The organism is Ruminococcus albus 7 = DSM 20455, assembly GCF_000179635.2.
GTDB classification, from domain to species: domain Bacteria; phylum Bacillota; class Clostridia; order Oscillospirales; family Ruminococcaceae; genus Hominimerdicola; species Hominimerdicola alba.
Genome location: NC_014833.1, coordinates 2,522,957 through 2,545,722, shown reverse-complemented (window position 1 = coordinate 2,545,722; position 22,766 = coordinate 2,522,957). Strand labels below are relative to the sequence as shown.

The 22,766-nt window shown below is 45.1% G+C and carries 20 protein-coding genes; 19 read left to right on the top strand and 1 reads right to left on the bottom strand.

From position 1 onward, the window contains the following. Window positions 1-134 precede the first annotated feature (134 nt). From RUMAL_RS11495 to RUMAL_RS11450, 10 genes are all read left to right on the top strand, one after another. A complete protein-coding gene (locus RUMAL_RS11495) occupies window positions 135-2,756 on the top strand; it encodes a hypothetical protein (RefSeq protein ID WP_043550768.1) in 2,622 nt (873 codons plus the stop codon). A 266-nt stretch (window positions 2,757-3,022) separates the two neighbouring features. Further along, a complete protein-coding gene (gene tnpA, locus RUMAL_RS11490) occupies window positions 3,023-3,340 on the top strand; it encodes an IS66 family insertion sequence element accessory protein TnpA (protein WP_013483496.1) in 318 nt (105 codons plus the stop codon). Further along, a complete protein-coding gene (gene tnpB, locus RUMAL_RS11485; protein ID WP_013483393.1) occupies window positions 3,334-3,690 on the top strand; it encodes an IS66 family insertion sequence element accessory protein TnpB in 357 nt (118 codons plus the stop codon). Before tnpA ends, tnpB begins: the two co-directional genes overlap by 7 nt. A gap of 92 nt (window positions 3,691-3,782) precedes the next feature. Then, on the top strand, window positions 3,783-5,294 hold the full coding sequence (tnpC, locus tag RUMAL_RS11480) for an IS66 family transposase (RefSeq protein ID WP_013483394.1): 1,512 nt from the start codon (window positions 3,783-3,785) through the stop codon (window positions 5,292-5,294). Continuing rightward, the gene (locus RUMAL_RS11475; protein WP_013483890.1) at window positions 5,284-5,823 is read left to right on the top strand and encodes a hypothetical protein; all 540 of its coding nucleotides are present in this window, start codon (window positions 5,284-5,286) and stop codon (window positions 5,821-5,823) included. The genes tnpC and RUMAL_RS11475 overlap by 11 nt, the downstream gene beginning before the upstream one ends. Before the next feature lie 303 nt (window positions 5,824-6,126). Then, window positions 6,127-7,050 (top strand): ParM/StbA family protein, encoded by a 924-nt coding sequence (locus tag RUMAL_RS11470; RefSeq protein WP_013483889.1) that lies wholly within the window; start codon window positions 6,127-6,129, stop codon window positions 7,048-7,050. Next, window positions 7,047-7,508, top strand: a complete 462-nt coding sequence (locus RUMAL_RS11465; RefSeq protein ID WP_013483888.1) for a hypothetical protein — start codon at window positions 7,047-7,049, stop codon at window positions 7,506-7,508. The genes RUMAL_RS11470 and RUMAL_RS11465 overlap by 4 nt, the downstream gene beginning before the upstream one ends. Before the next feature lie 359 nt (window positions 7,509-7,867). Then, window positions 7,868-8,221 carry a plasmid mobilization protein gene (locus tag RUMAL_RS11460; protein ID WP_013483887.1) on the top strand — a complete coding sequence of 118 codons (354 nt, stop codon included), beginning with the start codon at window positions 7,868-7,870 and terminating at the stop codon, window positions 8,219-8,221. Further along, window positions 8,221-9,507, top strand: a complete 1,287-nt coding sequence (locus RUMAL_RS11455) for a relaxase/mobilization nuclease domain-containing protein (RefSeq protein ID WP_013483886.1) — start codon at window positions 8,221-8,223, stop codon at window positions 9,505-9,507. The genes RUMAL_RS11460 and RUMAL_RS11455 overlap by 1 nt, the downstream gene beginning before the upstream one ends. Next, complete coding sequence (locus RUMAL_RS11450; protein ID WP_028504500.1) at window positions 9,449-9,790, top strand: hypothetical protein; 342 nt, start codon at window positions 9,449-9,451, stop codon at window positions 9,788-9,790. The genes RUMAL_RS11455 and RUMAL_RS11450 overlap by 59 nt, the downstream gene beginning before the upstream one ends. Here the strand turns inward: RUMAL_RS11450 and RUMAL_RS11445 are convergent. Continuing rightward, window positions 9,773-12,301 (bottom strand): hypothetical protein, encoded by a 2,529-nt coding sequence (locus RUMAL_RS11445; RefSeq protein WP_013483885.1) that lies wholly within the window; start codon window positions 12,299-12,301, stop codon window positions 9,773-9,775. The genes RUMAL_RS11450 and RUMAL_RS11445 overlap by 18 nt on opposite strands. 219 nt (window positions 12,302-12,520) lie before the next feature. Here RUMAL_RS11445 and RUMAL_RS11440 point away from each other — a divergent pair, with 219 nt between their 5' ends. From RUMAL_RS11440 to RUMAL_RS11395, 9 genes are all read left to right on the top strand, one after another. Further along, a complete protein-coding gene (locus tag RUMAL_RS11440) occupies window positions 12,521-13,135 on the top strand; it encodes a CHC2 zinc finger domain-containing protein (protein ID WP_013483884.1) in 615 nt (204 codons plus the stop codon). Continuing rightward, on the top strand, window positions 13,071-14,444 hold the full coding sequence (locus tag RUMAL_RS11435; RefSeq protein ID WP_013498895.1) for a DNA primase family protein: 1,374 nt from the start codon (window positions 13,071-13,073) through the stop codon (window positions 14,442-14,444). Before RUMAL_RS11440 ends, RUMAL_RS11435 begins: the two co-directional genes overlap by 65 nt. A gap of 507 nt (window positions 14,445-14,951) precedes the next feature. Then, window positions 14,952-15,203: a hypothetical protein gene (locus RUMAL_RS11425; protein WP_013483882.1), complete on the top strand. Its 252-nt coding sequence runs from the start codon at window positions 14,952-14,954 to the stop codon at window positions 15,201-15,203. Then, window positions 15,196-15,405 (top strand): hypothetical protein, encoded by a 210-nt coding sequence (locus tag RUMAL_RS11420; RefSeq protein WP_013483881.1) that lies wholly within the window; start codon window positions 15,196-15,198, stop codon window positions 15,403-15,405. The genes RUMAL_RS11425 and RUMAL_RS11420 overlap by 8 nt, the downstream gene beginning before the upstream one ends. A gap of 113 nt (window positions 15,406-15,518) precedes the next feature. After that, window positions 15,519-17,057, top strand: a complete 1,539-nt coding sequence (locus RUMAL_RS11415) for a recombinase family protein (protein WP_013483880.1) — start codon at window positions 15,519-15,521, stop codon at window positions 17,055-17,057. Then, complete coding sequence (locus RUMAL_RS11410; protein ID WP_013483879.1) at window positions 17,047-17,916, top strand: recombinase family protein; 870 nt, start codon at window positions 17,047-17,049, stop codon at window positions 17,914-17,916. Before RUMAL_RS11415 ends, RUMAL_RS11410 begins: the two co-directional genes overlap by 11 nt. Next, a complete protein-coding gene (locus tag RUMAL_RS11405; RefSeq protein WP_013483878.1) occupies window positions 17,903-19,540 on the top strand; it encodes a recombinase family protein in 1,638 nt (545 codons plus the stop codon). Before RUMAL_RS11410 ends, RUMAL_RS11405 begins: the two co-directional genes overlap by 14 nt. Window positions 19,541-19,673: 133 nt before the next feature. After that, the gene (locus RUMAL_RS11400) at window positions 19,674-21,275 is read left to right on the top strand and encodes an AAA family ATPase (protein WP_013498894.1); all 1,602 of its coding nucleotides are present in this window, start codon (window positions 19,674-19,676) and stop codon (window positions 21,273-21,275) included. A gap of 391 nt (window positions 21,276-21,666) precedes the next feature. After that, window positions 21,667-22,299 (top strand): ABC transporter permease, encoded by a 633-nt coding sequence (locus RUMAL_RS11395; RefSeq protein WP_050793282.1) that lies wholly within the window; start codon window positions 21,667-21,669, stop codon window positions 22,297-22,299. Window positions 22,300-22,766 lie beyond the last annotated feature (467 nt).

Genomic DNA, 22,766 nt, shown 5'->3' with positions numbered 1-22,766 from the left:
GTAAGACATCAGCCAATAACACAGTATCTAATTTCAATGATACTAACAATGTTGGAATGCCTAAAGCTCCATATGTTAATATCAATCCACACTCTGCTGTTGGCACTAATGAAATCATTTCAGGTGACGGTGCTGTGCTTTTCGGCTCATCAATCACAGGATACAGCGGTAAGACTGCCGACCAAACTATGGCAGCTAAAATCTATTCGGAACTTAGCGACACAACAAATACAAGACGTTATACTTCATTTGTTGATGATCCTATTCCGACAAGAGATGATAATACGGGCGTATCTATTGATAATTACATGAAGCACATAGCAGGCGAAGACGGAGATCGTATCTCGACTTATCAAACCGAGGCAGGCTCATTGCCAACAGGAGTAAACAATTTTGCTGTGGTTGTTATATCAAACACAGACAACACAGAGACAACTAATCTTATCAATCGCTATATTCAGTTAGTAACAAATACTTCCAACGACTATACAACTTCAAGCAATTATTATAATATTGCAATAAACACTTGCAAGTACAGCGGCGGAAAGTTTAGTGTTATAACTGATACAGATGATCCTGATTATGCTCCTGGTCTGACGTTTAATAATGGAGTATTCGCTTTAAGTGGTGCAAATGCTGATTCGGGAGCAAGAAAAGAAAACACATTTACGCTGATTGACGTTCAATTCACCGATCCTTTTGACTCAGATCATACTGATGTAGCTTATCATCTGTATGTTCCTGTATATACAGTCAAGCAGATGACATTCAGTTTCTCGGCTGCAGCACTGACCGATACAAACTCTGTTACATATCAGACACCATCAGTTGTTTCTGACTATGAAGCTGCAATGGCAAGCAATAATCGTCTTCACGTTGACAGCCTTAACACCTGGGTTACACAATACATCAGATTTTCCTATACAGCAGAAGACTTGAATATCCTGCTTTCTGCTGGAAATCTTAAATGGAATCATAACAAGTATGTGACATTCAACACGCAGATAGCTTCGTATAAGCTGCCGGATGATACTTACATGGTACTTGTTGACCCGAACGGAGATTCAGATAAGGTATACTATGCATCAGCAGATGACTTTGAAGCTCTGCCTGATTCCGGCGAAACCGGTTATATTTTAGGTGAAGCAGGCTGGAAGATTGATTTAACTAACTTCACAAGTGATAGCGGTGGTACTTCATTTTCCGTAAGCAGCTTTAATAAAATGATTGCAAAGGAAATCGAGGTTGAAACATTAGAATCAGATACAGGAGGAATGTATAATGAGCTGACATTCGCAGAAGGTCATACGGTCACAGATAATGAGTATAGTGTATATCGTATAGACAACAACGGAATAAAGCACTATTATGAATATGTTGGCGGCAGCGGTAATATCAACTTGTCCGTTTCAAATAGTTATGTTCTGAACGAAGATTACTATATCAGTATGTATGTTCCAAAGGTTGACGGCTATGATAGTGAACTATATTTTTATAGAATTGACTCACCATCACGGTTGACCGGAACAAAATCTGCTGCAAGAACTTCAAATTCACCTTACAATGTTCTTATTGCTGATTTGTATGAACAGACAACCTCTTACACATTAGGAAATACTCAGGTTCAAATCACCGATTCCAATAGGCATATTGAAGTTAATGCAGAAACCACTATCAGATTAACAAATGATACAGCGAGATCATATTTACTTGATAGCGGCAAACCACTATATCATGCATTCGATATTTCATTGAACTGCTATGGCGAGGACGGAAGTGTAGTAAATGAGATCGCCGGCTATGATGCTACAAACAGCACAGCTGCCTATAAAATAGGAAATAGCTCAGCTACTGCTTGTGTGGTGGATAAGCAATCAAACTATATACTCGTAAACACAACTAACGTGATGTCTAATCTGCTAAATGCAAGCAACTACACCTTAACAGTATCTGCTGATATAGACATGGTATTTTCAGATATTCAAGCTGAATTTCCTGAAAAACTCACTTCAAATCCTCGTGTTGGTGTAAAGGTCTCTGCCACATCAAATCTTGCTTATGACAGTACACAGCTTACGCATACAAGTATGACAAAACCGTTTGCACCAAATAATTACTACTATTACAGAGAATCAGCAAACGCTTCGATTTTAACCTACAAAGCCAAAAGAGAATTAGACATCTATGATACCATAGGCGAGGAGAGTAAGAACTATTCAAGGCTGGGTGTAAATGGTCGAACCTCTAACGGCACAAACAACGATAGAACTGCTATGTTGATAGACTCGGAAGCGGTATTAAATGCAACGGCAATTGAGGACGAAACACACGCAACAACAAGAAAAATACGATTTACTTTAACATTAAATAAGAAAACGGATACTCCTCAAATTGCCAATGCAGCTATTACTAAAGTTGAGTATGTCAAAGTAAGTGATATTTCAAATTATCTTTCTGGTATTGATTTAAAAATTGGCAATACTTCATTAACAAAGATTGGCGAAAGCACAAACGATACATATATCTATGAAATGTCAATAGATCCTGCAACTGATAAGATTTATAGTGCAACAATTCAATACTATGTGATTACCGGAAGCGGCTTCACTGAATATGCAAACTATCAAGTATTTCTTGAAGCCGAGTTGATTGATGGCAGTGGCGAAACAATTGGTAATAAGCCTACTGATTATTTGGTATACACCAATGCAAAGGTATATCCTACTGTTATTGAGCAATCTAAAAGCAACCCATAATTAACCCGAAAACGGCTCTGGATGAAATATTCCGGAGCCGTTTTTATGTCAACTTTGATTCCGGTGGGATCAAAGTTACCCTGCCCTGCTACCACACATTAAATAGCCCTCGTAAGCGTATAACCGTAAGCGTATAACCCCCAGCACCTACCCCACCGAAGTCTAATAAAGTATAATAAACTCCAAGGAACACCATGAAGTAAATTGAATAATCCAAATTGATCCATGGAGTTCATTGGAGACGATTAGACAAGGAGGTAACAGGTATGGACAAAACAACATCCATCACAACAATCAAAAAAGAAATGCAGCTTCAGGAATGGTCTGCGCAGATCAAAGCACAGCAGGCAAGCGGTCTGACGATCCGGGAATGGTGCAAAGAAAAAGGGATCAAGCCAAACACGTATTACAACCGCCTAAGAAAAGTTCGTGAAAAGTATATCGAAAATTCTCCGACCATCGTTCCTGTATCAGTTCCTTGCTCAAACGAAAATATCCGCATTGAGAAAAACGGACTTCAAATATCTCTTCCGGCAGATATATCTGCGGACACTCTGACCGCTTTGGTGCATGAGCTATGCTGAATGATCTGGCAGCGGACGCACAGGTCTATCTTGTTACGGGATACACCGACCTTCGACGCGGGATAGACGGACTTGCGACTATCGTTCAGGCTCAGCTTCGACTTGACCCGTTCTCGAAAGCATTGTTTTTGTTCTGCGGCAGACGTTGTGACCGCATCAAAGGTCTGCTGTGGGAGGGCGATGGTTTTCTGCTGTTGTACAAGCGCCTTGACAACGGAAGATTCCAGTGGCCGCGCAGTGAGACCGAAGCAGTAATGCTCACATCTCAGCAAATTCGCTGGCTTCTGGAAGGCTTGAAAATAGAGCAGCCGAAGGCTATCCGTGAGGGAAAGCCGGGGGCGCTGTATTAAGGCAATACTTACCGAATATTCAGAATATGTGCTTGAAAAGCCCCTCTTTTCGTGGTATCATTAAAGTATCATCACGAACGGAGGGGTGCTTTATGTCCGAACCAAATATGACATCGGAAATTGTATCGCTCCGTAATGAAAACGCTGTTCTCAAGGAAGAACTAGCACTTGCCAATCAGCAGTTAGCGTGGTTCAGAAAGCAGATATTCGGAAGAAAAACAGAGCAGACATCTGTTGTTATGGAAAAGGAGTTCGGTGTTCAGCTTTCCATGTTCGGAAACAATGAAGAAAAATCCGCAGCTAAATCTGCCGAAACAATTACTGTTCCCGAACACAAGCGCAAGAAAAAACGCACTCACGATGAATGGATGAACAATCTGCCTGTAAAAGAAGAACATCACAAAATTGACAACCCGGTATGCGAAATATGCGGCGCCGAAATGGAAGAACTGACTCCCGAAAAGGCTTACGATGAACTTATATTTACGCCGCCAAAATATCATATCCGCAGGCATATAGTACATAAGTACAAGTGTCCCGAGTGCGGAGAAAAGCCCGAAGAAAGGGACGAACCTTGTCATATCATCCGTGCGCCATATCCTCACGCTATGATCCCGGGAAGCTATTGCTCTCCCGAACTTCTGGCTCATATCATCTACGAAAAATATGCAAAGTCAGTACCTCTGCACCGTCAGGAAAAGGACTTTAATTCCAAAAACATACCTCTGCTCAAAGCGACTATGTCTAATTGGGTAGGCACTGCTGCCGAAAAATGGTGTTTGCCGATTGTGGAGAAAATGCATGAGACGCTTATCGCAGGGCAGATGATCCATGCCGATGAAACGACCGTTCAGGTGCTTCACGAGGAAGGCCGAAAGCCTACCACGACATCAAGAATGTGGGTCTACTGCAACGGCAAAATGAATGACAGGAGCATCATCATTTTCGATTATCAGCCGACACGAAAGGGTGAGCACGCCTCGAATTTCCTGAAAGGATTTATCGGCTATCTTATCTGTGACGGATACGATGCCTACAATGCAGTCGAGGGTGCTAAGCGATGCGGCTGTATGACTCATGCAAGGCGTGGTTTTATTCAGGCTCTTCCGAACGACCAAAAGCTGCACAGCACTTCTGTTGCGGCAAAGGCAGTAGAATATTTCAACAAGATATATCACGAAGAAAATCTGCTTGCCGACAGCTCCACAGAATACAGATATAAACAGCGCCTTGTGAAGGTAAAGCCTTTGCTTGACGAGTTTTTTGCGTGGCTTGAAAATGTTCAGGTCAGTGGTAAGGGCAAGCTGACAGATGCAGTAAGATATGCGTTGAATGAACGGAAATATCTTTACACGTTTCTTGAAAACGGAGACGTGCCTATCGACAACAACAGAGCCGAAAACGCAATAAGACCGTTTGCGTTAGGCCGAAAAAATTGGCTGTTTTCAAATACAGCAAACGGAGCCAGATCAAGTGCAACGCTGTATTCGATCATTTCAACTGCACAGGCGAACGGTGTTGATGCTGAGAAATACCTGACCGAGCTGTTTTCACAGCCTGCGGGGACGATATTATTACCATGGAGGGAAGAAAATGAAACTTAGTAATGAAGATGCAAAGCTGTTTTATGAACTGTTTTTTCCACTGCTTGACTATGTGAACAGAGAATATCATATACTTCCTGAGGAAGATTATTTCGGGCAAGGAATGATCGACCCACAGGACGCTGCGGAGGTTGCCCACTTTTTATGGGAACGGACATGGATCATTGATGATTATCTTGAGCGATCGGATCTGCCCGAAGAACACATGGAGATACTTAAAAGCTGGAAAGGGTGCATCACCGGCAGATTTATCATTGAGCGACATTGGAAAAAGGGATCGGTATTTATATCGATCGATGACAATTCTGTTTTTCTTGTAAACGGCATTGTCAGCAGTTGGGAGGAAATGCTGAGAAATGCACCGATGCCAACTTTGCTTGATGCAGCGCTTCTGCCATTTAAAAATGCGATCATTTCCGATGGCCTGGTATCTGTTATGCCGATCATATTCGGTCCGAACAGCAAAGCTGATTTCAAAGAAATATACATGGACGCAAAGAGAAATGGAGAAATCAAAGCCAGAATATGATGTTACGGCCGGGTGTTATCTGCCCGGCTGTTTGCTTTTATGATGCGGGGGGTTATACGCTTACTAGCCCTCAGAGTATAACGCTCCGAGGGCTTGTTCATTTATAGCACATATTTCTGCCCTCTCCGTTGCAACTCAGAACATGACCTGACAAAGTTGACAGAATTGACAAACCTGTTTTGTCAGGTTCTTGTCAGGTTGTTGTCAACCCACTGAGAGCCGATCTGTGCTATACTAAAATTACAGCCAAAGGACAGCGCACAGCTATCCGAATGACTGAATAAAAAGATTGGAGGAATACCAATGAAACACTATAACGACTTCCTGATCGTGGGCATCGACCACGGTTACGGCAACATCAAGACCGCCAACACGGTCACGCCCACAGGCATCACCAAGCTCGATGCCGCACCGACCTTTACGAAAAATACTCTTTTCTTTGAAGGGAACTACTATCAGATCGGTGAGGGACACAAGGAGTATCTTGCCGACAAGTGGCAGGACGATGACAACTACATCTTCACGCTTATGGGTATCGCCCGTGAGCTGAACCAAGAGGGCATCACCTCGGCTAAGATTTACCTCGCTGTAGGACTGCCGATCACCTGGGTAGGCAGACAGCGTGAGGATTTCCGCAAGTATATGTTGCAGAGGGAGAGCGTGGACTTCAAATACGAGGACAAGCTCTACTCCGTCCGCATCATCGGTTGCTATGTGTATCCGCAGGGCTACGCTGCCGTGGTGGACAAGCTGAACGATATGACAGGTCTCAGCATGATTGCAGACATCGGCAACGGAACGGTCAACATCATTTTCGTCAGCAACAAGCGTGTCATCAACACCAAAACCTACACCGAGAAAATGGGCGTGAACCAGTGCGTAAAGGCTGCGTCCAATGCTATGATGAACAAGCTGGGCGTGACCGTTGACGAGACCATTATCCAGTCGATGATCCGTTACGGAACTGCCGACATTGACAGCGAGTATGCCGAGGTTCTCAGACAGGCAATTTCCGAATACGCCGAGAGCATTTTTGCTCTGCTCCGCAAGTATGAATATGACCCGAAAATGATGCGCCTTTACATCACGGGCGGCGGAGGAAAGCTCATCAAAAATTTCGGAAACTATGATAAGGATAGAGTAACTATCATCGAGGACATTAAGGCTTCTGCAAAGGGCTATGAATATTTCGCCGTTGCACAGCTTAAAAAGGAGGAGAAGAAATGAGCAAGGTTCTGACTACTTGTTTCCGCTTCAATATGGATAACCCCGAACACGCCAAAGCCTGGGACTATCTTCATAACTATGATAAGGACAAGATCAAGTCCACCAATGTTGCAGCCATTACGGCGGTCAATGACTACTTTGACCGTATGGGAAAACTGGCTGATGACCCGTATTTCGAGACCCGTCAGCGTGAGGAGCGTTTCATTCAGCAGATCGTCAGCGAGGTAGGCAAGGCGTTTATCGCCGAAATGCCGAAGTTTCTCGCAAGTCTGATGCTGAGTCTGAACAGCAGTTACCCTGTACAGTTCAATGAGATTCGAGCTGTTCCCATGGGAACAATGGACAGCAGAGGATATGCCGTGAGCGGCAATCCGAGCGCCGCGGAGGGCTTTGGCAACGCTGATAACAGCGAAAATGATGATTATTCCGGTATTGATTTCGATTTTATCGGCGGCTGATACTGCTTGAAACAGCTTTACCGCCGTACATATATCGGAGTGTTACAACAACAGCAACAAACCAATAGACGGTGGAAAAATCGGGGATATAACGCAAAAATGCCCGATAGCATTTTATGCGAAAAGAGAAAGCCTGCAAATATCACAGAGGAATTTGCAGACTCGAACGCAATCGGCGGAGCGAATTGCTTATGAAAAAACGGCTTATCGCCGTGATGTCTTGTAATAACAGGACCGTGACCCGTCGGATTGCGCCGGGCAGGTAGCACCGATGTAGTGACACATCGGTCTCCCTGCTCAGAGACGTTCCCCCTCCGAGACCTTCCCCTAAGACCGCCGCAGGCGGAGAAAGGATAAAAATGATAAACAGAAAGCGCTATCACTCGATCAGTCTGAAACTGACCGACGAGGAGCTTCAGCTCTGGAATACCAAGCATGAAACAAGCGGACTGAGCAAGACCGACTATCTGATGCAAGCAATCAGGGACAGCGAAGTCAGGATCTACAGCGTGGCAGATGACATCGCACCGCTTATCCACGAGATTCGCAAGATCGGCACGAACCTCAATCAGCTTGCTTACTATTCCAACATCGGGCAGGACGATAAGGTCAGAGCCGAGATCGGGGCTATCCGAATTACCAATGAAGCCGTCATGAAGCGGATTCTTGCATTTCTGGATAATCCGAAGTTCAGCATTAAAGGCGTTAAGTGATGTACGGAAATGTCAATGTGGACTATAAACCCTGCAAATCGCAGATACAGCTTGACCGGGCTTCACGGTATATGCTGGGTGAGCTGCCCGAACAGCAGCAGGCAGGTGTCATAAAAACTGCGCCGCATTTGTGCTGGGAGATGAACTGCGACCGCAACATTTATTCTTGTGACATTCTCACCACACGAAAGCTGTTCGGCAAGCGTGATAACAAGCGGACGAACCTTGCGTTCAAGATGTCGCTGTCGTTCTCTCCCGATGATAATGACAAGCTGACCTATGAAGAAGTGTTTAACATTGCAAAGGAGTTCGCCGAGAAGTTTTTTGACGGCTATCAGGTCATGTTTGCCGTTCACACCGACAAACCGCACAAGCACGTCCATTTTCTTCTGGGCAACTGCCACACCGTCACAGGCAAGGCATACCGCCGCAGTCAGAAAGATTTGCAGACCATGTGCGAATTTTTCGGGGAGCAGTGCATGAAGCGAGGGCTTGTACACTCTGTCCGTAAGGATTATTATAACGATGATCCCGACCGTGACAAGGAAACCTTTGCCGAGAAGCAGATGAAAGCTAAGGGTAAGGAAACATTCAAAGATGAACTTCGGGAAGTCATTCGTATCGAGTGCGCCGACTCGAACAACAAAACTTTAGAAGATGTGGTCAATGCCCTGATGAAGCATTATCATGTGGAATGCCGTGTCAAGGGCAACACTATATCCTACCGTCACCCGAATTATACCGATAAGAACGGTAAACTTGTCTCGGTCAGGGGCAGTAAGCTGGGTGACAAATATACAGTGAAAGGAATCAAATATGAGCTTACCAAGATTTGGCGAGGGCAAGAAGCCGACAGAGCCGAAGCCCTCACCGCCGACAGTACAAGAACCGCAGACAGAACACAAACAGCAAACGGCGGTCTTTACACGGGAACAGATGATAAAAGAAGCGGAGCGTATCCACAGGGAGTACGAACAATCACACAAGGCACAGAGACAGGGGGTAAGACCAATGGAAACCAAGAAACAGGCAGCACCTTTGCCGGAACTGGACGCAATCGAAACGAGAGTTCGGGAAATGGCGGAGGAGATCGGAGTATCGTCAGTGGACGCACAGAGGGACGAGAGAGTCCTTCTTCTGGTAACGGCAACGCTAAAGATGTGCCAACTTTTGAAGAACTATTCGACAGCTATAAACGCCGAAATACAAAGGTTGTCCGAACATCAGATGCAGAACCTGAGCCTGCAAGAGCAGTACGCAAAAAGCGTCAGGACAGAGGTCTCTGACAGTGTTTACAACATCTATCATCAGGTCAAAGCGCAGGAGAAAGAAGCCATCAACGAGCTGATGCAGTATGTGCAGGCAAACAGCGATCAGATGGAGAAGGATATAACTTCCTGCACCAACAGCGTGAGATCGGCAACAGCGGCGGCGGAAAATGCTTCCGAGCAAATCAGCAAGTCAGTAAAACGTTTCTGCACCGTCAGAACGATTGGCGATGTTTTGTACTATGCCGCACCTGTTGCTGTGGTGATTGATGTGCTGCTGAGGTTATTCGATTTCATCTGATGAGTCGGATTTATCGGTGTCCTCATCTTCTGTAAAGGCATCGGGATCAAGGAAGAACTCTTCATCGTCATCGATCAGATCGTCATCATCAAGGTCATCATCGTAATCATCTTCAACCTCAAACAGATATTTCAAAGGCTTCGTTTCCATAATATCAGAGTCCACATCTAAGGCAAAATTGAATACCCATTCGAGCTTGTCTTCGATGAAATCGGATTCTCTTTTGTGATCCATTAAGTATATGCGGAAAGCCCTGTCCAGTTCAAATTTTGCGATTTTATCATCATTTTTAAGCAAATGGCACAGCCCTCCGACATATAGCGCATCGGCAAAAGACTCATATCTGGGTACAGTTCTTGGTCTGAGATTTGCAAGTGTATTAACGGCTCTATCAGCCCACGCAAGTGCTTCATCTGTTTTACAGGTCATGAGGAGCAAGTAGGCATAACGGGTGATGATACGGCATTGTTCCACTTTGCCGCCGTTATCAAGTTCAAGACCTTCAAACAGTTCTATACCTCTTTGGTAGGCTTCATATAATTCTTCGGTGGAATCAGCCGTTTCCGAATATTCAAGGTAATAGGCATAGCTGCTTACAGCTTCTGCTTTCAGATATTCATCATCAAGTGCCATGATTTTTTCAATGGCGTTTTTCTGAAATTCCAATGCCTTGACATAATTTCTCTTTTCGGCTTCGATAGCGGCTTCTTCCAGTTCTTGTATCGCAAGCTGTTTCGGCTCTGTCAATCCACGAAGGGTAAAGGTTCTCTCATTCAGTTCTTCCATACGTTCAATATCATGGATACGCCAAAAGAATTTGAAACAGTCGAAGGCGACCTCCACGGCTTCAGTGTCAGGCTTTACTATGGGGAAAAATGCAAACTCAGCTATGATATTTCTTATATCGCCGAAATCGCACTGAATACTTTCATCTTTTCCGATAAGCCTGATTCGGTCTATCAGCTCACGGCAGATATTCTTGTCGGGTTTCAGGGCGCTGAAAACAATCTCCGATATGAAATGGCTCATCTGTATCATGCCGTTTGAAGTTTCCGATACAAAACCTGCGTCGATCAGATCGTCTATCGGCTGAACGCTGTTAATCCCAAACATGGCTATTGCTGCATCTTTTCGTATGGGGGCTTCTACTGCAACGTGCATCATACACAGAACCTTGCGATGAACCTCCGAGAGTTCAGAAAATCCGAACATATTTCTCAGAACACCGATAAGAGACTCTTTCATGAGTTTTCCATCTTTTGTGAAGGTTACTTTTTGATCAAATTTGGAATAGTCTCCGGCGAGAAGCTCAAAATCTAATCTTTCGGTTGTACAGCCGCCCTTTATCAGCATTTTGCCGACTATTTCTATGAAAAGAGGATTTCTTCCGAGCATACTGACAATGCCCTTAAGCCTATGTTCAGCTAAAGGCGTGGGGTTGTCAAAAAACTTTTCTACAAGCTCCATTCCGTCATTCTTGGAAATACCATTTAGCTTGAATGTAGTCACTCCCTCATATCGCCTGCGTGAAGTAAAGATGACCCTGCATTTCAGTTTGAGAATATCGTCCGCACATTCATCATCTTCAATGCCGACGTTGAAATTGTCAATAACGATAAGGGTGCTTTCATCAAGTGTGTGGAGAATATTAAGGTTGCTTATGTAGAGAGCGTTATTTGTATCACTCAGCGATACAGGCATATCCGAGTTCATATTTGCAATGATCGAACGCAGGCTGCCGCTGTAAAAATAATAACCGATTTTCTTATATTGGGAACGGTATTTCTCAATATAAGCACGAACAAACTCACTTTTGCCAACACAGGGATAGCCTGTCACAAACAGCTTGTTGTCCTTTGCAAACATTGTGTTCAGGTCATCAATATCAGACGCATAACCGCAGAAATGCGGACACGGCGGTACATATTCGCTGTTGGCGAACAATGTGTCAGGCGATTCCGGAGATTTTATGTTTACAGTGGGCAGTACATCGGCTTTCTGATCTGTAAACGGAACTTCATTCTCGGAAACATCAAAGGGTATAACTACAAAACATTCCTTTGTTTTTTCTTCATAAGGACGGACGATAGAAATGAACAGAACATCATAAATGAGTTCCGCAAGTGCGTTATCATCGGAATATTCAGGTTTATGGCTTGATAAAAATATCTGCATATAATCATCGGGGATAAATCTGTCGTTGGTGTAAAGCTCAAACAGTGCTTTCTGCATTGATGTTTTATCTACGATATTTGGAATAATGCTCATAATATCTGCGATCATGACAGACTTATCATTCCGCTGATAGAAGTCTACCCACGTTTTTGACGGCACACGCTTACCGTTGCCCAGACGTGAAAGCTCACTGCTTGTAAACGCCTGTTTTCTTTCAGCGGCGTTATATGCACCAAAAAGGTCGCTCATCATTACGTTATATGATTTGATCGTAGATTTTATCAGCCCACTGTACAGCAATTTGGTAACAGACTGAAAGTCGCAGAACTTGTACATAGATAGCCGCCTTTCAATAATTATCCAATATACATTATAGCACAAAGCGATATGTATTTCAAGTATCGGGAAATGTGCTGTGCTGTTATCACAAAATGCAGGCTCTCATTTTGTGATAACATATGATTTTTAATTTAATAAAAACATATTTTATTTAAAGTTGTACGTTTTCGTACAACTTTTGGGGTGAAAAAGGCTGTATGTGAAGGAGGTCTTTTAATGACAATATTTGATGAAGTAAAAGAGCTTGTGGACGTACCCACCGCCGCCCGCAGTTACGGCGTGGAAGTCCACCGAGGAAACATGGCGCTCTGTCCATTCCACAGGGAGCGTCACCCGTCCTGCAAGCTGTATGATGACCACTATTACTGTTTCGGTTGTCAGGCACACGGCGATGTTATCAAGCTGGTGCAGGAGCTTTTCGGCTTGTCATCTATCGAAGCGGTGAAACAGCTCAACAGCGATTTTGCACTTGGTCTGGACGTGGACAAGCCACCGGATATGGAGAAAGTCAACAGACGGCGCAGGGAGATCGCCGAGCGTAAGGCAGAGAAAGCAAGGGCGGAGCATATGTATGATGTTCTGCTCAGGTATTTTACTTTGCTGGACAAGTACAAAATGCTTTATGTTCCGACTTCTCCCGATGATGAAACGGACAGGCGTTTCGTATACGCTTTGCAGAATATCGGCTATGCGGAGTATATGCTTGAAACGTTCAATCGTTTCGACAAAGAGCAACAGGAAGAAATAAAAACGGAGGTAGACAGGATTGAACGAGAATACAAACGATGTATCGAAGAATGGGGAGAATGCCTCGGCAACCGTTTCACCTGAAAAGAAGAAAGAGCGTGAGCTTCCCGATTGGATGCTGGACAAGACCACCGTTAATGAGCTGAAATTCTGCAAGCTGTTCACGCAGAAGCACCCTATGAAATGCATCGGCGGACGGTTCTTCGATTATGACGGACTTGTGGACGAGAACGCACTCGGCAACGAGGTCTATCGTATGCTCCGTCTGGGTGTGTGGATAGGGCTGTCAAAGAAAGTCGTGCAGATAATGGACGCGCTCAGGCTCTATACATACAGCGAGCCTATACCGCCCGACATGAACTTTATCCATGTTCAGAACGGAAAGCTGGACCTCCAAGGGAACTTCTATCCCAACAGGGAGTTCTGCACCAACCGCCTGAACATCTGCTATGACCCGAATATCCGAAACGGTGCTTATTATCCCGAACAGTTCATGACGTTTCTGTTGGAACTGCTCACACCGGAAGATGTGGTCACTTTGCAGGAATATCTCGGCTATCTGTTGATACCCTCCACGAAAGGGCAAAAGATGATGTTTCTCATAGGTCAGGGCGGCGAGGGAAAGTCTCGCATCGGCATCGTACTCCGTGAGATTTTCAGGGATAATATGCTTACGGGCAATATCCACCGAATCGAGACAGACCGCTTTTTTCGCTACAATCTGAAAGACCGTCTGCTTATGATAGATGACGATATGCAAATGCAGGCGCTGTCCTCAACGGGTTACATCAAGAACCTCGTCACCGCCGAAACGCCCATAGATGTTGAAGCAAAGGGCAAGCAGTCGGAACAGGCGCTCTTGTATACACGGCTTTTGTGCTTCGGCAACGGCAGTCCCAAAACGCTCTATGACAAGAGCAAGGGCTTCTCACGCCGAATGATAATCCTTACCACCCTGCCGCCGCCCGAAAGGCGAATTATTGACCCCTATATCGCCGAGAAATTCATCGCTGAGAAAGAGAAGATTTTCTGCTGGATGTATGACGGACTGCTCCGCCTGCTTGCCAACAATTACCGCTTCACGATATCCGACAGGGCAAGGCAGAACGTCATGGAGACTATGCAGGATAACTGCAATATCACGGAGTTTCTGGAAGATACGGACAGGGTGATGTATGGGGAAAAGCTGTGCGTTTCATCGGCGGCACTATATGACAGTTATTACCGATGGTGTGATGATAATGCTCTGACGGCATTGAAGCGAGACACTTTCACAAGCTGGGTAAAGCAGAACAGCGACCAGTTCAGCATCAAGTACACCAATAACATCTCAGTAGGTGGAAAGACCGTCAGAGGATTCAGAGGTATCGCTATAAAATATATATCGACCTGAGTTTAAGGTGTCTTGGTGTCTTATCGGCGATATTACGTTGTTTCAGATGTCTGAAATGGTGTATGAAAGACAGGCAGGGTGTATGGAGCAGACACCTTTCTGTCTGATAAGACGGCAAACCAGACACCCAAAACGGCGATATTACGCCATTCAGACACCAAGACACCATTTTTGTAAGTCGCACCTATATTATAGCAATCCAAGAAAATACCAACACAAATCTTTCGGATAAAATTCCACATTGCTGCGTCAAACTCCCTTGCAGGGCGACAGCCCAACTGCGGTCGTTTTCCTTGCACTGTGAAATTTTCTCTCGAAATCTTTATGCTGCTATTTTCTTGTATTGCTATATGTATGTGCAAAATCAACCGGGGAATATCCCTTTTCAGTGTCACTCTTGCGGCGCATCTCCAAACTTGCTGCGAAACAGTTGACTTTCACCGCTTTAAAGTGTAACATTGAAGATGAGGGTATTCCATGTCTCCCCGACAAGGGGAAGGAGGAACAATGCTTAACGGAATATCCTACGAAAGTACATCGGCTCTCTGTACAAAGAGCGACAGTGTAACGGAGCGGACACGCTACGGTCAGGCAGAGTATTATTACGCTGTCAGCCGTGAAATTCTTGCCGACCTCGTCAGCAAGAACCTTATCACCGAGGAACAGCGCAGAAAAATTGACGAGCTTGACCGTGATATGATCTTCTCCAGTTATCCGTCTATCGAAGATTATGGTTTAGGAGGTATCACAGATGCTTAAAATCCCCGAATTGGCAATGAACCGCAGTCGCAAGATTACAACCGTCTGCAACGGAGTAAAACGTGTATGGTCTGACCGTGAAGACGCACAGCATTTCTTTCTTGAAGCGATGATGGCATCGGACGGCGAGGAGCATGAAAGAAACGAGTGCATTTTTATCCAGTTGCAGAATGGGCTGACATACTGCACTGACGAAGATTAAACGGAATTGGTACGGAACAGGCGAATTGCTTGTTCCGTATTCAAAAAGCAACAGGTCATCTAAACCGTAAATATGTATCAAAATCTGAACAGTAAAAACAGGAGCTGATGTTTATGAAGAAAATGACAGTGATCCCTGCCGTGTCGCAGATCAGGCAGGGACGTATCAGAGTGGCTGCGTATTGCAGAGTATCGAGCAACAAGGACGATCAGGAGCATTCCTACGAAACACAGGTGCGGTACTTCACGAGCCTGTACAGAGGTTCGGAGACATCGGAGCTTGTCGGTGTGTACGCAGATGAGGGCATTTCGGGGACGAGCATGGATAAGCGTGTGGAGTTTCAAAGGCTCATGGAGGATTGCAGGGCTGGCAAAATCGACCGTATCGTCACGAAGTCTATCAGCCGTTTCGCCCGAAATACTAAGGACTGCCTGAAATCTATCCGAGAGCTGAAAGAGCTGGGCATCACCATAGCATTTGAGAAAGAAAATATCGACACGGCAAGGCTATCGGACGAAATGATGATAACCGTCATGGGCGGTCTGGCGCAGGAGGAATCACAGTCCATATCCAACAACGTCCGCTGGGGCATTCAAAAGAAAATGGCATCGGGTACGTTCGGGCATTGCCGTGTCCCCTACGGTTACACCAAAGAGAAGAAAACAGGCAAGCTCATCATCGAACCCGATAAAGCCGAGGTCGTCCGCAGGATATTCGATATGTATATCAGCGGAATGGGTGCAAGGAAGATCGCTCTTACTCTGACCGATGAGGGCATACCCTCACCCACAGGTAAAGCGTGGAATCAAAAGACGGTGCTGAACATTCTGGAACAGGAGAAGTATATCGGCGATACACTCTGGCAGAAAACCTACTCCAAATTCATGGGTGAGAAGTTCATTCCCAATTCGGGACAGGTGCCGCAGTATTACATCGAGGGCAGCCACCCTGCCATCATTAGCAAGGAGAAATTCGCCCTTGTCAGGGATATGCGGAAAGCGTCCACACCTCAGAAAAGCACTAAGGTCGAATCGCCATTCAGAAAGAAGCTGATTTGCGGAAAATGCGGTCACACATATGCCCTGATACGCTCCAAAAAGCGTGATTATTGGCAATGCGGTTATCGCTACGATGTCGGCAATCCCTGCAATAACACTGTTTTATATGCTGATGAATTGCAGACTGCTTTCACAGCACTGTGCGACAAGCTCCATACCCATAATGCGGAGATCATCGGCAAGTGCTATGCACAGCTCACGGAGCTTCAAAGACTTATGGAATACGGTACGGCAGAGGGAGCAAATCAGCTAAAAACCATTGCCGACCTGAAAGAGCAGAAGCTCAGGCTCGCCACGCTGTACAGAAAACGCTTTATCACCACCGAGAAGTATGACCGTGAGGTCACGGAAATTGATATGCAGATCAGCAGCCTGTCACGCAGTATGGACAGGGCAAGTGAGAACAAGGACAAGACCATTGATGATATGGAAACTCTTGCAGAGCTTTTCAAAGGCTATGACGGCACTCCCGAAGCCCGTAAGGAGATACTTGAAACAGCAGTCGAGAGCATCACCATTTCGGGCGATACGCTGACTTTCAGGCTGCCCAGCGGACTTGAATTTACAGAAAGGTTGGATAGGAATGGCAATTAAAAAGACCCCCTACGGCTACATTTGGGCAGAGGGCAGGATCGCTGTTGATATTGGTGAAGCCGAGATAATCCGCCGTATCTTTGACGAAAAGGCAAACGGCTTATCTGGCAGTAAGATCGGTGCAGCACTCTATGATGAACAGATACCCTATTTCTCGGAGGATAAGAAAAAAGCTATCGACAAGGTGTACGGCATTCTCCGTGACGGGCGGTACTGCGGTGCGGACGGCTATCCTGCAATCATTTCGGAGGACATTTTCGGCGCTTCAAATATCGGAAACTCAGCCAAAAAAGTGAAAGTCCCCGATACCTACACGGTGCTGAAAAAGCTGTCCTATTGTACCGTGTGCGGTACGAATATGGTGCATTTCTCCGACAGGACAGGCTACAAACGGTGGCGGTGTACTCGTAAGGGCTGTGCGAACTTTAAGCCGAGGATTCCCGATGATTATTTCGTGTCGGTGGTGCAGAGCATTATGAACGATGTTGTCGGTAATTCCGATATGCTTGAAACAGGTACGCCTCTGACTGTGTATGAGCCTACCGAAGAAATACGGCAGGCAGAAAAGGAAATATCTCAGCTCTGTGCTGTTCAGCCCATTGAATATGAGCTGATAAAGTCGAAAACGCTTGCGCTGGCAGTCATGAAATACAACGCCTGCACATACAGCAGAGAGCCGTATATCACGCAGGAGCTTCAAGACCTGATTGCAGGACATGAGCCTTCCGAAACGATTGATACGGAGCTTTTATTGCAGATCGTAAGCAGAATAACCGTTGATGAAAACAAGGTTATAGCGATAGAGTTCAGAAACGGAAAGCGCATCGCATACAAGGAGGTTAACAATGCCGAAGAATAACGATATGGCTTCCAATGTTACGATGATACCTGCCCTCTCGCCTGCCGAGCTGAAACAGTCCAAATACAGGCAAATTCGTGTGGCTGCCTACTGCCGTGTATCCACCGACAGCGAGGAACAGGCGAACAGCTATCAGGTGCAGATAGAATACTACACGAACCTCATCAACTCCAACCCCGAATGGACGCTTGCAGGCATATTCGCAGACGAGGGCATCAGCGGTACGCAGACCAAGAACCGCAAGCAGTTCAACAAGATGATACGCAAGTGTCAGCAAAAGAAAATCGACCTTGTGCTGTGCAAGTCAATCAGCCGTTTCGCCCGAAATACTGTGGATTGTCTTGAATATATCCGTGAACTGAGACTGCTCGGCATTGGCGTTATTTTTGAGAAAGAGAACATTAACACCATGATGATGAACAGCGAATTTATCATATCGCTGTATGGTTCATTCGCTCAGGCAGAGAGCGAGAGTATCAGCAAAAATGTATCGTGGGGTATCGAGAAATCTTTCCGTGAGGGCAAGGTCAAGTATGTTCTCGACAAGACACTCGGCTACCGCATGGGCGAGGACGGTGTGCCGTATATAGTGGAGGAAGAAGCGGAGATTGTCCGCCGTATCTATGTCATGTTTCTTGACGGTATGAGTATGCAGGGCATCGCAGATCAATTGCAGTCGGAGGGTATCAAACGCCGAAGCGGTTCGTCAACATGGAACAGGGCGAATGTGAATTTCATCCTCAAAAATGAGAAATACGCAGGCGATGCAATCCTCCAAAAAAGCTACACCATCGACTGCATCACCCACAAGCGTGTCAAGAACAACGGCGAGAAAAATAAGTACATCGTTCATGACTGCCACCCTGCCATTATCGACCGTGATACATATAATCGTGTTCAGCAGGAACTTGCGAAGCGTGGAGCGATCAAGAAACGCTCTGCAAAGGCAAGGACGGAATTGGGGCAGTATTCAAGCAAATACGCCCTGACCGATATTCTAATATGCGGAGAGTGCGGAACGGCATACCGAAGGGTAACATGGACTTCACACGGTCACAAGCGTATCGTGTGGCGGTGTATCAGCAGGCTCGATCACGGCAGTAAATACTGCAAACATTCTCCCTCAATCAGCGAAGAAAGCCTGCAAAATGCTATCGTCAAGGCTCTGAACGCTGTCTATTCCCGAAACGGCGATATGCTTGCCCGAATGGAGCAGAATATCCTTGCTGTCATCGGCGACAATGGCGATATGCAGAAACAGACTGCCAAAATACAGAAACGCCTTGAAGAAATAGAGGACGAGAGGGATTCACTTGTCCGTCAGATCACAAGCGGTGCAGTCGATGAAGATGCCCTCGACAAAAACTTTGAGAGCCTGAACGACGAGGAAGCCTACCTGAAAACCCAGCTTGACGATATGCAGACCAAAGCCAAGCTGAGTGATGAGAAGAAATACGCTCTCATGGCTGTCGGTGAGGAGCTGCGCCGTCATGACTGCCACCTTGCCGAATATGACGATGTGACCGTCCGCAAGGTCATTGAGGTTATCAGGGTACTGTCCAAGAACGAGGTGCAGATCATCTTCAAGGATGGGCATGAAATGAATGTGGCGGTAGAGAAGTAATGTTACATATGCAGGAGGTCACAGCCTACGATTTTTCGGAAGAAATTAGTTGTGACCTCTTGCAATTTTGTTTGATATAGGGTATAATAGAATAGATAAAGTGTATCGTGTTACGATCACGGAGGTGATTTTTATGGGAACATATCTCAATCCCGGCAACAGCGGATTTGAGGAAGTGCTGAATGGTGACTACATTGATAAGACAGGTCTTATCGCCTTGATAAATCAGCGTATCAATACTCCGAGCAAATTGGTGTGTATCAGCCGTCCGCGCCGTTTCGGCAAGTCTTATGCTGCTAAAATGCTTTGTGCCTACTATGACTACACTTGCGATTCTCACAGCCTTTTTGAAAAGTATGAGATCAGCAGCGATAGAACCTATGAGAGTAATATCAATAAATATCATGTTATTTATCTTGATATGACAAATTTGCTTGAAAAAGTTGAACCTGAGAAGCTGATTCAATTCATTAAGGACAACGTTGAAAATGAAATCCTTGCTACTGATACAAACATCATAAAAGGTTCATCATTCGATCAAACGCTTATTAACGCAGTAGAAAAAACAGGCAGAAAAATTGTGATGATAATAGACGAGTGGGACGCACCCATTCGTGAGTCTATGGTCAATTCCAAAGAATACCTACTGTTCTTGCGTATGCTTTTTAAAAGCAGTTCAACAACGCCCAAGATATTTGCCGCAGCATATATGACAGGTATCCTGCCTATAAAGAAAGATGGTTCACAGTCTGCTATATCTGATTTTGAGGAACATTCAATCATAGAGCCTGATGAATTTGCAAAATATACTGGTTTTTTGGAAGAAGATGTTCATAAGATATGCGACAAATATCACGCTGACTTCCGCAAGATGAAGAAATGGTATGACGGCTATACTGTTGGTGATGTTCAGTCTGTTTACAACCCGTATTCGGTTATCTGTGCTGCCAAAAAGAAAAAATACACATCGTATTGGAGACAGACCTCGGCGGCGGATAATCTGCTTGACTATATTGAAATGGACGAAGAAGGTCTGCAAGGGGATATTGCACAGCTTATTGCTGGCGAGACCATTGAGATCAACACAAGCAGTTTTAAGAATGACGTAACAGGATTCAAGCTGAAAGACGATGTTCTGACCTTACTTGTTCACCTCGGCTATCTGGCATACGAACAGAAAGTTGAGATACTCGGAGAGGGCGATGACGAGGACGAGATCATCAGGGAGTTTGTTCATATCCCGAACGACGAAATCAGGCTTGAATTTTCCAATATCCTTAAAATGACCAAGCATGAAGTGCTGGTCGATCTTCTCAGTAATTCCAAAAAGCTCCTGCAAGATACAATAAGCGGAAATGAAGAAGCTGTTGCGAAAGCCATTGACGAAATTCGTATGATGAACTATGCTCCCACCTATTACAATGACGAGCAGGCACTCAGGTATGTTATCAAGTTTGCCTATATCGTTTGTGTTGATAACTACATGAAGATCGAGGAGCTTCCAAGCGGTAAGGGTATCGCTGATGTTGTTTTCATTCCTCGTAAGGCTACCGATCCGACACTTGTTATCGAGCTGAAATGGAACAAGTCTGACACGGCAGCCATTCAGCAGATCAAAGACCGTGAATATCCGACTATCCTAAAGAACCGTAAAGGTAAGATCATACTTGTCGGCATCAACTATGATGAAAAGACTAAGGTTCATACTTGCACGATAGAAACGGTCACAAAGTAAACTTTCAAAATTTCACAGAGATAATTTCTCCCCTTGTATTATTTCTCAATGATACAAGGGGAGATTGCTTTGTGCTTTTATCGAAACAAATTACAAGTTCACTATGGATAAATAATGCACCGATATTTTGTCACGATGAATAAGAAATGCGAGGTTAAAATTATTATATTATTATTTTTTGCGTTCAATATCACAGCTATGAATGATTGATATACGAAATATCAATTTTAGATATTGAAAATGAAAGTCGGTACAAAATAGGCTCGGTCATCTACGAAAACACACTTTTTTGAACGTTCAAATAAAGTGTGAAAAATGACGATATTAGGCGGTTTTAAGGCTATGTATCTATACCGTTAAAGCGATATATGTTTTCTTCCCATACAACACCATGCTTGAAGCTAAGGGTCTTTCTCCGAAAGAGACCATACTCCACAGTGCACAGATAGGCTGGACCAGCAGCTGTGATTCCGAGACTGCAAAGAAGTACATCAACGATTACTTCGAGCCTATATACCGCAACAACGAGGTATGGCGTATGAATATATATGACGAGCAGGAAGAAATGGGCATGATAACCACGGTGCTGAACGTAATAACCATAGCGATATCAATTATAGCGGCGATATCCCTGATAGTTGGCGGCGTGGGAGTTATGAACATAATGCTTGTGAGCATCCTTGAACGTACACGCGAGATAGGTGTAAGAAAAGCCCTTGGCGCACTGAACGGAGATATACGTTCGCAGTTTGTGGTAGAGGCTGTAATAATATGTCTTACGGGCGGTACCATCGGTGTTCTTATAGGCGTGCTGAACGGTGTGCTTCTCAGCAAGGTAGCTGCGCTGCTGCTTAACAATATGGCGGCTGAATATGCTGAATACATCACACTGAGTGTACAGCCATCGATTCCTGCGATCATTATATCTCTGGCATTCTCGATGCTGACTGGACTGATATTCGGTTACTATCCTGCGAAGAGAGCGGGCAATATGAATCCTATCGACGCACTGAGGTATGAATAATTCATAATTGTTGTCAGGAAGATAACGCAGCTGTACTGAGGATAGAATGCCAAGGAATCAAAGCGCGCGGTCAAGCCTCGCGCTAGCAGGCTTGCGGGAGTTTGAGGGCAGAGCCCTCAACTCAAGGCGCAAAACCAAAATACAAAGCGAACTATTAAAGCACAGCAAACTCCCGCCCCCTGTCAAAAAAGCGCGGCAATAACGAAATTGTACGAGCGTGTACCAAACCATACGACACGCACAAACTATCCGCGTAAAATTATTGCCGCGCACGAAATCTGACAGCGAAGCGAATCAGATTTCTCGACCCGCAAGGGGCGACAGGTCAACCGCAGTACGAAAGTCTGCCAACGGATACCAAAGCATACCACCGTATAAACTCCTTACGCGGCATGACCGACAGGAAGTACCAAACACACAGACCATAGCAAATGAAATACAGTCCGCAAAATGGACTAACGAACCGT